Genomic DNA, 14,406 nt, shown 5'->3' with positions numbered 1-14,406 from the left:
AATGAAACACATTATCATCTTTCTCTCGCTTGTAATTTTAAGTCCATCTGCAATTTTTGGACAATCTAAATCTAAATCTACATTAATAGAAAACATCGGCCTTATTGATGTAACTAATGGTCAAATACAAACAAAACAAAACATTTTAATTGAAGAAGAAAGAATATCCATAATTTCTTCAGATAAAATACCGACTACTGAGGGTGTTACCATTATTGATGGTTCTGGTAAATTTGCAATGCCTGGAATGATCGATACTCATATCCATTTCTTTCAAACCGGTAGTATTTATACCAGACCAGACGCTCTTGACTTAAGACATATAGTTCCTTATGAAGATGAAATACAATTTGCAAAAGATATTATAGCAGATAATTTTAGTCGATATCTCAGATTGGGTATCACGACGGTTATGGATGTTGGAGGACCTTTTTTTAACTTCAAGGTTAGAGATAGTATTGCTAAAAAACATCTATCTCCAAATGTTTTTTTAACCGGGCCTTTATTTTCTCCATATCAACCTAAAGCATTTTCAAAATTAGATGATATCCCTATCGAGAAAATTAATTCAGAAGAAGAAGCAACCGCGTTATTTAATAAGATGATTGCTTATAAACCTGATTTTATAAAAGTATGGTATATTGTTTCAAAAGATCAACCTGCAGACAAAAATTTTGCTATCGTAAAGCATATTGCTGAATTAAGTCATAAACACAATTTAAAATTAAGCGTACATGCTACACAATTGGAGACTGCCAAACTTGCTATTAAAGCTGGGGCAGATATTTTAGTACATAGTGTAGATAACACAGAAGTAGATCAGGAATTTGTTGAACTCGTTAAGTCTAATGATGTTACCTACATTCCAACCCTAATCGTGAGTAAAAACTATGGTAGATCTTTTCTTGCAACACCTAGTAATCATTATCAAGATTTAGAATTTGGGCATCCTTCAGTTTATAGATCACTAACAGATCTTAAAAAATATACAGATAAAGAAGTTCCTGAAAGAATTAAAAACCTCAGAAAAGATGATTCAAGACTGCAAGCCTATTATAAAAAAAGTGATAGTATCATGCTTAAGAACTTAAAAACACTTACAGAAAGTGGTGTAAACATTGCTACTGGTACAGATGCTGGAAACATAGGTACTTTGCATGCTTCTTCTTATATGCAAGAAATTGAAACTATGAAACTAGCAGGTATAGATAACTGGAGTATTCTTAAAGCTTCTACGATTAATGCTGCTAAAGGTTTTGGTTTATCTGAAAACCTTGGATCTATTAGCGAGGATAAGCTGGCTGATATTTTAATTCTCGATAAAAATCCAATAGAAAATCTTCAAAATCTTAATTCCATAAACACCGTGATAAAAAGCGGACAAGTTCTAGTAGTTGACACTATATTTAAAGAGACTCCCGAACAATTGGTGCAAAGACAAGTTAATGCCTACAACGCCAGAAACATTGATGCTTTTGTGGATACTTATGCCGAGGACATTAAAATTTACAATTTCCCCAACGAACTGATCATGAACGGTAAAGAACAATTAAAGACTAGATTTAAAGACATGTTCGATCGTGTCCCTAATTTATACTGTGAAATTAAAAATCGAATCGTACTTGATAATAAGATTGTTGATCGGGAATATGTTAGATTTGGAGATAAGTATTCTAATGTTATTGCTATCTATGAAATCATAGAAGGGAAAATTTCAAAAGTTACCTTTGTGCGATAAAATTTAAATTGTGGTTTTATTTAACCGTAAAATACTTTCTTAAGGAAATAGGTTCTCCATCACTGGTAAAACCCTCAAGAGAGATTTCGAACTCTCCTGTCGCATCTGATGTGAAAAAATCTATCTGTTGTTCTTCTTTTGCTTCCAAAGTAATCTTAGGTTGCCATAATAATTGATATCTGTAATCAGGAATACGATCATAATCGTTTTCTATTAGATAGTTCTGTTTATAATAACTTTTTCTCTCCTTAGGCTGTTCTAGTGTTATCGGTTTAATATAACTTTTCTCATACCCCTCATGAAAATCATTATTTAAAGTTTCTACATATATAACACCATCATATCGCTTTGTTCCTAGATAATAAACATTGGTTATAAAACCAATACTTTTAACTTTCCTCGCATCGTAATTGATGATATCTTCATGCTCTTGAACAATTGTATTATCTACTAGTAGCAGTGGTAATAACTTATCATCTTTTTTCTCTGCATAATCTCCCTGGATTGCAAACACCTCTTTTTTATCCTTGGTTTTTCGGGTTCGAACTCGATCTATAATTTCTACTATAGTTTCCCTTATGGTACTAAATCTAGTGTAATCGTCTAAATCATATTTTTCGAAAAATTTACCATAAAACGGAAGTGTCTTTTTAATCTGTTTCAAGGTATCTGGTTTAAGATTATAAAAACTATGCTCTATTTGATTGTAAATACTTCTTTTTACAATCTCTTTTTTCACTTCCGGAGTTATCGCAAACTTATACATATCTAAGTTTTTGGTATTCACCTCAGGCATATCTTCTAACTGCAGCTGATATTGTTCCTTATTCTTATCTAAAATTTGAACTGTACCCTTTCTTTTTTCAAAGTTGTTATCCAAACTAAAAACAAAACTACCCTCATCATCTGTTGATACCACATAGATCCCGTGTGGACTTTCGGGTATAGAAAAGCCTACGTCAATATTTGAAACTGGTAGTGAAGAATTATTTGAAAGGATTTTACCATATACAAGTTCTCCTCTCATTTCTGGCAAAAAAACAGATTTTCGGGAAAACTTTTTAGAAGTTGTCGATTGTTGTCTATACGTATTTACAAAATTCGTTGTGTTTAGTAAAGGGGAAGATGTTATTTCATTTACCTTTCTTACCGATATTGAGTAGTCTCCCAAAGCTGATGTTTCATTTTTAACTTTGATACCTACCATTGATCTTTTATTAAATTCTTTTGTTGTTAAAGAAATTGAGACCAAATTATTAACGCTACTCTCTACGATTCTTGATTCTTCTGATTCTGTTTTGGTATTAAGTGAATCTGCTTCAATCGCATCTGGCAGTATCTTTTGTTGATTTCCCTGATAAGGATTGAGAATACTCACATCACCAGCAAAAAAGTAAGATTCACTTACATTAAGCATCCATTGCGTATACCCTATTATTTTATAACTTCCGGAAGGAATCGATACTGGGATAAATACGTCTCCCTCACCTGTACCATCCCGTAATACAATTTTGTGTTTAATAATAGACTCCCCTTTTTCATTTATTAAGCGTATATACGCTATTTTGCTAATACTACTTAACTTTCCATTTTCTTCATTAATACAATATATTTTATAATGTAAATACTCGCCAGCAAAGGCCAAAGTACTTGTATAATGTATAAAGATTTTTTCTTGAGGGATTCGATTAAAACCTTCAATTTCTTTTACTGTCGATAATGCGGTTTGACGATGTTGCGCCTGCGAGAAAAAAATCGAGAAAAAACTAAGTAGGGTAAAAACCTTGAGAACTTTATTACCACCTATATGTGATACAACATTTGTCATATATTATAATTTAATCTATCCAAAATTCTGGTACTACACTACTTCCAAAAACGGTACAATCTCCACAAGGTCTGGGAACAAAAACAAGCGTTCCATCTCCATCTGTTCCCCGTATTTCCTCCAAAAACTTAACGTTTCCTGAACGTATTAGGTCTTGTAATTGCCTGTCGAATTGGTCTGGGGTTATTCCTGGTCCAGGCAGCGGTATTATTCTATCGCAACCCGGAGAAAATCTTGGCAGATCATTTAGTATATCTTCTCTGTTAAAAAAAATACGTTCTTCTTTTACAGAGGCTACATTAAAATACCCTAACACTCTCTCATCTGGATTTTGTTGTGAAACGATGTTACCACTTATAAAGCCAGGCTGTACTTGTGAAAATAAACTTTCAGATTCAGAAAAATTAGCTAATGTTTGGTAAAACCCCTGGGCTTCTTGAGATTGAACAAACTGCCGTACGAGTATACTATAACGTTCGGCCACCTCAATATCTTCTGCTGGGATAAAACGCAACAAAAAACCACTAACCCGATCTTCACTTAGGGTATTAGTATCGGTTATAATTAAGTCTTCAGAAGAACTACTATTAAAACATATTCTTTGACTTTCAGGACGCTCAACAAACTCAAGAGATGGAGTTAAGTCTACAGGAACCCAAAATCTAGCAACAATTTTATAGGTTTCTTCAAATTGATATCTATAATACACAGATGCACCTGATGGATCGAAACTATCTACCAGTATCCCAACTCCTTCTACCCCTTCGCTGTTAGACATTTGAGCTGGATACACACGATCTATAGAAGCTGTCACAGCAGGTAATTGTGTAATATCAGAAAGGTACGCTCTACCATCTATGGTTTGCACTGAGAGTTGGTAATTTTTATTTTCTTCGGCTCTAAATGGTTCTTCAGATATATATATTCCGGGAAAAGCTTCTTCAAAAATATATCTCGTGCTCTCATCCTCTATAACGTGTACAATTGCTCCTTGTTCTGCTAAAGGACCATTTTCTTCAAACCTAAAAGTTCTCGACAGATTAATTTGTTGATTTTTGTGCTCATTAGTAATCGTAGTATTCACTACGAGTATACTTTCAAAATCTTCGGTTTGAAGATCAATCTCTTCAACACAACTATTGCATAGTAAACATCCCAAAATAAGACATATCATGATTTTGGTGCACTTATGGATATGGTAACTAAAGAAAATCATGAACTCAAAATTTAAAATTATACGTTATAGAAGGCACTGGAATAGAGAATACCGAACTTTGCAATGCTTTTACTTCACCATCTTCGGTAACAAAAAATACTGACAAAGGATTATTGCGTCCCAGCACATTATAGACTGATATCGTCCAAAAACCATGTGCTAACTTTTTCTTTTTATGGTTTCCTTCGATATTTAGCCCTAGATCTAACCTGAAAAAATCTGGAATTCTAAATTTATTACGATCACTGAATACGGTAAAATCTGCACCATCGAAACTAAAACTTCCTACAGGAAAAGTAACAGGCCTACCTGTTTGATAAACAAAATTGGTTGCCAAACTAAATCGTTCGGTAAACCGATAATTAGCAACTAAACTAAAGTCATGAGGTTTATCAAAATTTGAAGGAAAGAAATCTCCATTATTTACACGTTCTTCATTGAACGGACTATCTAGTTGTATGAATGAGCGCGAATAGGTATACCCTAACCATCCGTATAACTTCCCTTTTTGTTTTTTAAGTAAAAACTCTACTCCATATGCCTTCCCTTTTCCTTGTAAAACTTCGGTCTCTATATTTTCGTTGAGCAATACCTCGGCTCCTGTTTTAAAATCAAGGATATTGTCTGAAGTTTTATAAAAACCTTCAAGACTCATTTCATAAGTATTACTCATAAAGTTTTTATAGAGTCCAACTGCATATTGCTGCGAACTTTGGGGTTCTATATTAAGATCAGAAAGTTTCCAAGTATCAATTGGGGATACCGTGGTATTATTTGACAACGTATGAATGTACTGATAGGTTTTGTTATAAGATGCTTTTACAGAAAACTCTTCGTCTAATAAGTATCTCCCAGATAGTCTAACTTCGGGACCTGTATAGGTTTCTATAACTTCATTTTTCCCAAAACTTACCTGTTCTATTATCGTACTCTCATCTTTCGGAACATCTTCCTGAAACACATTTTGTGTACCGGGCCCTAAAGCATTATAAATCGAATATCTTATACCCGCATCGAGCGTAAAGTTTTTAAAAAGGTCGATTTTGGCGCCTATAAAAGCTGCAGACTCTAAGCCTTTTTCTTTTTCTATTTCGAGGGGTTCAACTATAGACTCAGAACCTTTTGGCGTAATACTCCCTGGCTGAACATTATATAATTTACTCGCAACTCCATAATCAAATTGTATACGATCATTATATAGATACTTGAATTGTAATTTTAATTCTGTTTCATTAATTCTATACCCCAATTCAAAATCATCGTCGTTATCTCCATCAAATTCTATATCAAATCTATATTCACTATTGGAAAGTACAAGATTTCCTGAATTTTTCTCATTAATTTTTTGATCCCATCTCAATGACAAGGCTCTATTACCATATACATAAAGCGAATCTGAAGTGATACTAAAATCATCTCTACTCCAATATGCCGTTGCTTCTATTTTAGCATTTTCGGTGATTTGATGATTATATTTTGCAATTGCATCATAGAATGAAGCTTCGCTGTTTTTTAAGGATTCTTCATCCAATGATTTTAAAATCCAATTGGCGTAGGCTCCTCTTCCTCCGATCAACAACCCTGATTTCTCTTTAATTATTGGGGTTTCGACTAATAAATTTCCTGTTACAGGACCAATAGCTCCTTCTACAGCAAGTTTATTGGTATTTGCATCTTTGGTTTTTAAATCAAACACCGAAGACAATCTGCCTCCATATTCTACCGGAATACTGCTTTTGTAAATATTTGCTTCACCCAATACAAAAGGATTCAATGCTGAGAAAATACCAAAGAAATGTTGTGGATTATAAATTACGGCATCATCCAATAAAATTAGATTTTGATCAGATTTACCTCCTCTTACATTATACCCTACTGCCCCTTCTCCTGCAGTTGTAATTCCGGGCAAGGTTGTTGCCACTTTAAGCACATCTCTCTCTCCCAGTGCCAGAGGTATATTTTTAGATTCCTTAATATCAATTTCTGTCTTTGTAACCACATCTTTTACGGTTCCTGAACTACCCGATTCTAATACTACCTCTTCTAGTTGTTCTACTTTTTCTCCAATGTTTAAATTCAAACTACCTGTGTTGTAAACAACTACCCTTTTTTGAATACGCTCCATGCCCAGCGCATCTATTTCTAAAAGATGTGCTCCTTGTCTGAGTGATACTTGGTAAAACCCATTATTATCTGTTCGCACCCCTATATTCCTATTGTCTACGATCAACAAAGCATCTGGCACTCCTTTACCTGTTCTACGATGTTTTATATAGCCTGATAAAGTAAAAGTTTGAGTACTACTTTCTTTTACTGCCTTACCAATTTTTATCAATTCAATATTTTGAGTTCGAGAATTTTTGAATGGTTTTTCGAAAATTGGTGAATGACTAGTATTGTTTTTAGAGTTTGATGGTTGTTTATTTTCAAGATTCCCAAAGAAACCACTAGGTAAATCTTCATAAATACGATTGTTTTTGGTCAAAATGATACTCTTATCTTCCAGAATAATATAATTTAAAGAAGTTTTGACAAAAATATCATTGAGCAAATCTTCGATAGTTACATTGGTATAACTTCCTGTTAGATTATCATATTCGGTTATCCAGGATTCCTGAAAGTAAAATTTATAATCCGCCAGGGCTTCTATTTGTAATACTACCGAACGTAAATCTGAATTTTCATAAGAAATAGATATCCCCTTGTTCTCATCTTGAGCCCAGGAACTATAGCTACATAAAACAATAACAACCAAAAGCCTTTTTATCATGTTACAAGTTTTTTTCTGAGTTGCTATCATGTATAATGCGGCTAAACAATTCCTTTAAGAAAGTGTCATAATCTGTCTTTCGTTGAGATTTATTCTCTTTGAAAAACAACTTTATCTCTTTTTGTTTTTTAGGAAAGATGTTTAAGATATCATTTCTTGAAGCTATATCTCTATATGTATTTTGATAAAACAACACATAGGAATTATCTGCTATGAACTCATAATAGATTTTGCTTCTACCCAGATCTTCAAACCGTTCTTTTCTATTCTTTCTATTCTTCTTGTACAAAGAGAACTCAGGTTGGGTAAGCATAACCTCATAAAATCCTTTTATTGTACTTTGATCTATATGTGTAGTATCTAATTTTTCAAATCGAAATCCTTTGATAGAAAAGCTCTTTATGTTATCATTTATGAGCTCTAGTAAAGAAGTAGTATTGTTAGATTTCAAAGAAACTATAACATGATCGGTTTCTAGATTATATTTCATGGGAATATCGAAATATGTTTGACCACTATATAGTATTGTCCCTATTTGAGCTTTTTCTGAAAGAAAAAAGGCATGTCTTTGCTCAAAAATTTTATTTACATCGGTATCTATGTATTGTCTTCCATTGAATAAATTGGTGTGCTTGATACCAATAAGATTATCAAACCAATTATAAAACTGCGCTTCAGCGTGATCAGCTTGACTATAAAAAGCAAATGGCCATAAAAGGAATAATAAAATTCCCTTTTTCATTTTAGTAAAAATCATAAATCCCCCAAATATTAATAAGACCAATCAAAGCATTGATGGATCAAAATGTGCTTCTTCTGTAAAACAGAAACTCCAATACCTAAGAAAGATAGAGGGAAATATTCAGATTTCGTTTCAAAGAAAAATACTAAAACGTTTTCGTGTTGATAAGTTTGTCTATTTTTCAACGATTCGAAGTCCTCTTTGTCAAATTCAAATTTTAAAAACAACTTTTTTGAGAACTTTTACAGATCGAATAAATTAATCCCCTGTAACTTAAAATGACCATAAAATCAGTTGGCATTATAGTACAACATCTCTTATAAATTTGTTAATAGGTAATCATTCATTGGTGCTTTTAATTAAATTAGGCGATCAAAATTGCGAAAATGAAAATATATATTACTTCTGTTTTACTTTTATTCACCTTATTTACAACTGCTCAAACCGACCAAAAAATATATGATATTATCAATAATGTTTCTGCTGAAAGAATAGAAACAGATATCAAAATACTTGCTGGTTTTGGAACTCGCCACACCCTAAGTGATACCGTTTCTGAAACTCGTGGTATTGGAGCAGCTAGAAGATGGATAAAATCTGAATTCGAAAAAATCTCTAAGAACTGTGGAAATTGTCTTGAGGTATTTTATCAGAAAGATTTGGTAAAAAAAGGAGCCAATCAAAGAATCACAAAAGATGTTTGGGTAGTAAATGTCGTGGCGATTCAGAGAGGTACAAAAAATCCCGATCGTTTTATCGTTATGAGTGGAGATATAGATTCTCGTATCTCTGACCCTAACGATTATACAAACGATGCCCCTGGAGCCAATGATAATGCTACAGGTATGGCTGGAGCTCTCGAAGCAGCAAGAGTACTATCTAACTATAAATTTGAGAATAGCATCATATATGTTGGACTTTCTGGTGAAGAGCAGGGATTATTTGGAGGGCAAGGTTTAGCCAAATATGCAAAAGATAATGAATGGAAAATCATGGGAGTTATGAATAATGATATGATAGGAAACATAAAAGGTGTTGATGGAGTAATTGACAACAGAACCTTTAGGATTTTCTCTGAACCTGTCCCTCCTACAGAAACAGAACAGCAGCGCAGATCGAAACGTTTTTATGGTGGCGAAGTAGATGGTATTTCAAGACAACTAGCGAGATATGTGCATAACACAGTAAAGACATATATGCCGGAAATGAACCCTATGTTGGTTTACCGACTTGATCGATTTGGACGCGGGGGGCATCATAGACCATTTAATGATGTTGGGTTTGCCGGAATTCGTATCATGGAAGCCCATGAAAACTACACACAACAACATCAAGATATTAGAGAAGAAAACGGGATTAAATATGGAGATGTTGTAGAACATGTAAACTTTGAATACGCAGCCAAGCTTACGGCCGTAAATGCCATAAATTTGGCAAGTATAGCTTGGGCCCCTTCTGCTGTTAACGAATTAGAAATTGGTGGAATTGTAGAACCATCGGTAAAATTTAAATGGAAAAAATTAAACGATCCCAATATAAAAGGATATAAAATTTATTGGCGCGATACAACATCTCCAACTTGGGACTATAGTCGTTTTGTTGGAGACGTAAATAATTTTGTACTTGAAGGTATTGTTATAGACAACTATTTATTTGGCATAAGCACAGTCGGAAAAAATGGTTTCGAAAGCCCGGTAGTTTTCCCATCTAAAACTTTTAGATAATTAATTAACTCTCATATCCCACCTTTTATAAGATATCTTATAAAAGGTGGGATATGAAGTTTGTCCTTGTTAGATTATAATAAACATCGGTAAGAAAGGAATCGTTAAAACCTTTTCTTACAATTTGGAATTCACTTGCAAATTATTTTGGCAAAAAATCTGAATAGCTTCATTGATAAAACTGGCAAGCCCTAAACTATATTTATCATAAGTTGCGGTAAATCTTTTGTCATCTACATACATCTTGCCTAGTGCAGAATACCTCTCTTTGGAAACTTCATAAAACAAGTTCATATAGGTAAAATGCAATTGAATTGCCTTTTGAACATTAATATGCTCAGGAGGTAAGTGCATTACATCTGCAAGTAGTTTATTGATTTCTTCTCCTTTTTGTTTGGTATTCTCCCAACCTTCTTTACCCATTTTACGTATCCTCTCTTCTGTAGCCAAAAGTTGTTCCTCTCCCCATCGGTCTGTTACCTCTTCTCGAATAGATTTCATTTCATCAGTCGTAAATCCCTCATAAATTTCATGATCTTTCATAATTTCATTGTTTTTAAGTTCATTTAATGTGTTATTTATAGTCTTGATTAGCCTTTTCAAATCTCCCAACTCTTTTTTAAGGTTCTTTTTATGAGATTCTAAAGCATTAATTAAATTGAAAGATGAATCATTAATAATTGCATCAATGTCTGCAAGTGTAAGCCCCAATTTTCTGTAAAAAAGAATTTGCTGAAGTAGTAATAACTCTTTTCGTTCATAAAACCGATATCCTTTTTCGCTTCGATAGGACGGTTTTAATAGATCGATTTGATCGTAATGATGTAAAGTTCGAACACTAACTCCTGCTAATTCTGCCAGTTCTTTAACCGAATATTTAGACATAACTCATTAATTTTTGTCAAAGGTAGGCTATGACGTTACGTTAGAAACAAGAAAAAAATCAAGTTTTTTTGAAAAACTACATCGTCTTTAGAAGATTAGACGATGACACATGAATTTAAAGGAAGTTTTTGTTTCAATTAGATAATAAGGTAAGCATTTTATTTGCATACCTTCTCCCCATTTCTCTATATCCTTCCGCATCAAAATGCGCATTGTCTTGTGCTGTACAATTTTTTGAAGAAATAATATGAGCATTTTGCACTGTATTAGGTAGCGTATTAATAATTGAATTCATAGAACTACAACAACTGTTTTTCACCGCAACTACTTCTCCCGCCAAAAGAGGCACAGCATTTTTATCAAGTGACAAATCGGCTAGCATATTTTCATAGATTTTTTTCACATACTGTGGCCATGCAGGATCACCTGTATTTGTTTCTCCTTGATGTAATAGGATTCCTTTGATCACCCCATCTTTCTGAGCTTCCTTGGCTAAATTTATAAGATACTGATACGGATTCCCCTGATATGCTGCTACTTTATTAACAAACCAATCTTCTTTGTAGGTTGTATCATAATCCTTAAATATATCCTTATCAAACAATCTAATATCACACCCCCCAATGGCTACATTTATAACACCTACTTTAATACTATCGGGAAGCTTGGCTACCATAGTTCTTCCAAAATAATCGGCAGGAGAAAGACCTGAAGTACATTGGCATAATGGCGGAATCGCTTTGTACCACTCTCCTTTTGTTTTATGTTGTTCTGGACAATCTAAAGTCTGTAGAGCTACAAAACGCTCAGAGACTTCTTTATCTTCTAGGGCTATAATTCCCTGACCTTCCATATTCGATTGTCCAAAACATAAGTATACATGAAAGTTTGAATCTTGAGAATATCCATTAATGTCAGGATAAAACACAAAAATTAGAAGTATTAAAATAAATGGTCTTAGCATCATCATATTGTTTTTGTGGTATTCAAAAGATCATCTTTCAGTATTAAAAACACCTATGTTAAAATGAGAAAATTTAATACCCTAACTATAACTAATCTTGCAGTTTTTTTATTTTTTGTGCTACTGTTCCTATTTCGAATAACCTTATTATTCCAAATATTATACGTGTCAACCATCCAGAATTAGATATTATTTCTGATTTCTTTGATACCTTATGATCTCTTATAGTTATAGCATTTTGGAATTCTTCTTCTGGAGTTTCACTAAGTTTAACAGCAAAATCCCAGGCACCATCCCTAGCTAATTCCATGCTAAAATCTATTAAAAAATCATCTACATCCTTTGCCCATTTCACGATTTTTTGAAAGGTAGGCCAGATAGAAGCAAGATCATTTTGGACTTCTTGCACCAAAGATGATAACACCCCGTTAATGCGATCAAAATCATTTTTTAATTCTTCAATTTCTTTTCCTTTGGATATCTCTGCAGCAGCCACACCAAGATCAAGATTGATATGTGCATTCATTCCAATTAGCAAATGCTGTAGAACGATAGGCCAATAGTTTTGTGCTAAATCAAACGCTCTAATCCAAGATATCGTTACAGGCTGATCGGCCTTGTAGGCTTCATATGCATCAATATAACGTTTTGCAAAAATCACATCTAGCTTTTCCATTCTTGGACCATCATCAAAAAACCCCTCTTGTATTCCTTCTTTAACACGAATAGTAACTTTTTGATACAAAGAGGCAAAATATCCTGCAGGATCATTGTTTACCATAGAGTTTTGTACAATATCTTCTAGTTTATCAATAACTTCATCTATAGTTTCTATTGTGCTCAAGCCATGTAATTTTGATAATCTTATTCTAAAATAGTTATTATTTTTTAAACTAAAGTCAAAGGTTCCCTATCAAAAATCACTTAAACCGAATTGCACTAAAATATACCCAAAGTATAAACAATACCTGTAATGGAATTCGAAACCATAAATAAGTAATTCCTTTTCCGTGGTACGTTGCTTTTTGATAATCTACTCGCTCTATGGCCGCATAAATATTGGAAGGCAACATTAATATAAAAAATGCTATCAACAGCCAAGCGGTTAATGTGCGAAATTGAGCGACGTGCAACCCTACCGCTGCAAAGACTTCAATAATCCCTGTAAAATATACCAATTCTTTCCTACCGGGTATACTTTCGGGGATCATAAGCATCATTCCCTCTGTATAAATGAAGTGCCCTAATGCTGTAAATAATAACATTACCGACATTCCTATTCTGGCAGCGAATGAAAAATCATAAACTCCTTTATTGAGTTTAATTATTGCAAGTGCAATTACTGTGGTTAAAACTAAAACAATTAATGGTTTCATCTTTTTTTAGAGCAAAATTGCACAAAGTTCGCCTACAAGTCAATGAACCCAAGTTAAGAAATTCGTTTTCTAATTCTACTCAAAGCTTGAGGGGTAACACCAATATAGGAAGCAATATATTTTAATGGAATTTCTCTAATCAGGTTAGGGCGCTTGGTAAACAACGATAAATATCGTTCCTCTGCAGTTTCGTTTAACAACGATTGCTCTCTCTCTGATTTTAGTAGATATAAATTTTCTGCAGCCAATCTTCCAATCGTATTTCCGATAGCAGTTTCACGATATACCTTTTGTAGACTTTGATGGCTAATCCTCCATAGCGTAGTTTCACTTAACGATTCTAGTTGATAGGTACAGGGAGTTTGGTTTAAAAAAGAATCATACGCGCTCACAAATTCATTTTCAAAACAAAAACTAAAAGTAAGATCTCTTTCAATTCCAGGTATATAAAAACGAACAGATCCTTTTTCTATAAATGATAGATAATTTTCTATTTGTCCTTTTTTAAGAAACACAGTTTTTTTAGGATAAACGGTTTTTTCTAATTGAGAAGAAAACACATCCCAATCGTGATCATCAATTTCTACCAGTTCCTGAAAATATGCTCTTATCCGTTCCATATCGTCTTTTTGAATTACTGAGGCACTTCAAAATAATAAGTTGAATATACATATTAATATGATATGAGTTTCATTTTACTACCTCCTATCGAAACTCAACTTGTAAGAAAACTGAGCTCATATTCCTAACATGGCCAGTCATTTTTTAAATATGCCAACGCTCCTTGTAATGCCTGCTTTGAAGATTTAGGATTAAAGTCTAACTCTTTTATAGCATCTGAAATGTCATAATCTTGTTTTAAGTGGTAAAACATATCTAAATATTGACGTTGCAACATTGGTTCTGTTCCTGTTATTTTACCAAATATTTCCATAAAACAAGCGATTGTATATAATACAAAACGAGGAAGCTTTATCGGAGTTCTTAATTTTAATTCTGGATATAATTCTGCGGCTATCTTCACACTTTCGGTAAGTGTCGTATGTTTTTCATTTGACAATATATACCTTTTCCTATTTTCACCCTTTATCATAGCTTGATATAACCCTACAGCCACATCTTTTACATCGACCCAATTTAAGGTAATTTGAGTATCGATTGGA

Annotated in this window: 12 protein-coding genes; 2 read left to right on the top strand and 10 right to left on the bottom strand. The window is 33.3% G+C overall.

The features are described from left to right. The first annotated feature begins 1 nt into the window (after position 1). Complete coding sequence (locus M0D21_RS15665; protein ID WP_248331207.1) at positions 2-1,738, top strand: amidohydrolase family protein; 1,737 nt, start codon at positions 2-4, stop codon at positions 1,736-1,738. A gap of 16 nt (positions 1,739-1,754) precedes the next feature. Here the strand turns inward: M0D21_RS15665 and M0D21_RS15660 are convergent, their stop codons facing one another. The 4 genes from M0D21_RS15660 to M0D21_RS15645 are packed head-to-tail and all read right to left on the bottom strand — an operon-like array spanning position 1,755 to position 8,294. Further along, positions 1,755-3,566 carry a hypothetical protein gene (locus tag M0D21_RS15660; protein WP_248331205.1) on the bottom strand — a complete coding sequence of 604 codons (1,812 nt, stop codon included), beginning with the start codon at positions 3,564-3,566 and terminating at the stop codon, positions 1,755-1,757. 10 nt (positions 3,567-3,576) lie between these two features. Beyond that, positions 3,577-4,740: a DUF4249 domain-containing protein gene (locus M0D21_RS15655; RefSeq protein WP_248331203.1), complete on the bottom strand. Its 1,164-nt coding sequence runs from the start codon at positions 4,738-4,740 to the stop codon at positions 3,577-3,579. Between the two features lie 46 nt (positions 4,741-4,786). Next, on the bottom strand, positions 4,787-7,552 hold the full coding sequence (locus M0D21_RS15650) for a TonB-dependent receptor (protein ID WP_248331201.1): 2,766 nt from the start codon (positions 7,550-7,552) through the stop codon (positions 4,787-4,789). 1 nt (position 7,553) lies between these two features. Next, positions 7,554-8,294, bottom strand: a complete 741-nt coding sequence (locus tag M0D21_RS15645; RefSeq protein ID WP_248331199.1) for a hypothetical protein — start codon at positions 8,292-8,294, stop codon at positions 7,554-7,556. 386 nt (positions 8,295-8,680) lie between these two features. On the opposite strand from M0D21_RS15645, the gene M0D21_RS15640 reads away from it, so the two are divergent. Next, on the top strand, positions 8,681-10,018 hold the full coding sequence (locus M0D21_RS15640; RefSeq protein ID WP_248331197.1) for a M28 family metallopeptidase: 1,338 nt from the start codon (positions 8,681-8,683) through the stop codon (positions 10,016-10,018). Between the two features lie 117 nt (positions 10,019-10,135). Here the strand turns inward: M0D21_RS15640 and M0D21_RS15635 are convergent, their stop codons facing one another. The 6 genes from M0D21_RS15635 to M0D21_RS15610 form a co-directional block, all read right to left on the bottom strand. After that, on the bottom strand, positions 10,136-10,903 hold the full coding sequence (locus tag M0D21_RS15635) for a MerR family transcriptional regulator (RefSeq protein ID WP_248331195.1): 768 nt from the start codon (positions 10,901-10,903) through the stop codon (positions 10,136-10,138). Positions 10,904-11,036: 133 nt separating this feature from the next. Continuing rightward, entirely contained in the window at positions 11,037-11,873 is an 837-nt protein-coding gene (locus tag M0D21_RS15630; RefSeq protein WP_248331193.1) for a sialate O-acetylesterase, read from the bottom strand. A gap of 85 nt (positions 11,874-11,958) precedes the next feature. Further along, positions 11,959-12,711 carry a DUF5995 family protein gene (locus M0D21_RS15625; protein ID WP_248331191.1) on the bottom strand — a complete coding sequence of 251 codons (753 nt, stop codon included), beginning with the start codon at positions 12,709-12,711 and terminating at the stop codon, positions 11,959-11,961. A gap of 76 nt (positions 12,712-12,787) precedes the next feature. Beyond that, positions 12,788-13,243: a DoxX family protein gene (locus M0D21_RS15620; protein ID WP_248331189.1), complete on the bottom strand. Its 456-nt coding sequence runs from the start codon at positions 13,241-13,243 to the stop codon at positions 12,788-12,790. Positions 13,244-13,296: 53 nt separating this feature from the next. After that, entirely contained in the window at positions 13,297-13,863 is a 567-nt protein-coding gene (locus M0D21_RS15615; protein WP_248331187.1) for a Crp/Fnr family transcriptional regulator, read from the bottom strand. 125 nt (positions 13,864-13,988) lie between these two features. After that, positions 13,989-14,303, bottom strand: a complete 315-nt coding sequence (locus M0D21_RS15610) for a hypothetical protein (RefSeq protein WP_248331185.1) — start codon at positions 14,301-14,303, stop codon at positions 13,989-13,991. Positions 14,304-14,406 lie beyond the last annotated feature (103 nt).

Origin of the sequence: Aquimarina acroporae (assembly GCF_023195925.1) — a bacterium.
Lineage (GTDB): Bacteria > Bacteroidota > Bacteroidia > Flavobacteriales > Flavobacteriaceae > Aquimarina > Aquimarina acroporae.
Note: the sequence above shows the minus strand (reverse complement) of the source record. Positions and strands in the feature narration are given on the sequence as shown.